Annotated in this window: 1 rRNA gene; it reads right to left on the bottom strand. The window is 56.7% G+C overall.

From position 1 onward, the window contains the following. Window positions 1–1250: ribosomal RNA gene (locus ACFVNO_RS31055) — 23S ribosomal RNA — on the bottom strand; the annotation flags it as partial. Window positions 1251–1305: the final 55 nt, after the last annotated feature.

Below are 1305 nucleotides of genomic sequence, written 5' to 3'. Positions count from 1 at the left end.
CACAGCTTCGGCGGTGTGCTTAAGCCCCGCTACATTATCGGCGCAGAACCACTTGACCAGTGAGCTATTACGCACTCTTTAAAGGATGGCTGCTTCTAAGCCAACCTCCTGGTTGTCTCAGCAACTCCACAACCTTTCCCACTTAGCACACGCTTAGGGGCCTTAGCTGATGATCTGGGCTGTTTCCCTCTCGACTACGAAGCTTATCCCCCGCAGTCTCACTGCCACGCTTCACTTCACCGGCATTCGGAGTTTGTCTGACGTCAGTAACCTTGTCGGGCCCATCAGCCAAACAGTAGCTCTACCTCCGGCAAGAAACACGCAACGCTGCACCTAAATGCATTTCGGGGAGAACCAGCTATCACGGAGTTTGATTGGCCTTTCACCCCTACCCACACCTCATCCCCCAGGTTTTCAACCCTGGTGGGTTCGGGCCTCCACGAGGTCTTACCCCCGCTTCACCCTGGACATGGGTAGATCACTCCGCTTCGGGTCCACAGCATGCGACTCAATCGCCCTATTCAGACTCGGTTTCCCTACGGCTACCCCACCCGGGTTAACCTCGCCACACACCATGACTCGCAGGCTCATTCTTCAAAAGGCACGCCATCACAACCCCGAAAGGATGCTCTGACGGCTTGACAGCACACGGTTTCAGGTACTATTTCACGACCCCTCACCGGGGCACTTTTCACCTTTCCCTCACGGTACTAGTGCACTATCGGTCACCAGGACGTATTTTGGCTTAGCAGGTGGTCCTGCCAGATTCACACGGAATTCCTCGGGCTCCGCGCTACTCGGGGACAGCGTCAACGCCTAGACTCTTCCTTCACCTACGGGACTCTCACCCACTCCGGTACCGCTTCCCAACGGATTCAGCTAGAAGAACCATCAACGCTCCGGGCCGGCAGACCCGAACAGACACGCCCCACAACCCCGCACACGCAACGACTGCCGTCTATCACACGCGCACGGTTTAGCCTCTTCCCCGTTCGCTCACCACTACTAGGAGAATCACTGTTGTTTACTCTTCCTACGGGTACTGAGATGTTTCACTTCCCCGCGTCACCACCAACCGCCCTATACATTCAGGCGGCGGCAACCCGACACAACTCGGGCTGGGTTCCCCCATTCGGACACCCACGGATCACAGCTCGGTTGACAGCTCCCCGTGGCCTATCGCGGCCTCCCACGTCCTTCATCGGCGCCTGGTGCCAAGGCATCCACCGTATGCCACTATCACTTGGCCACTACAGATAACAAGATGCTCGCGCACACTATTCACAAATCAAAACACCAACCGCA

Origin of the sequence: Nocardiopsis sp. NPDC057823, from assembly GCF_042797335.1 — a bacterium.
GTDB classification, from domain to species: domain Bacteria; phylum Actinomycetota; class Actinomycetes; order Streptosporangiales; family Streptosporangiaceae; genus Nocardiopsis; species Nocardiopsis changdeensis.
This window is presented reverse-complemented; position numbering and strand designations above follow the sequence as displayed.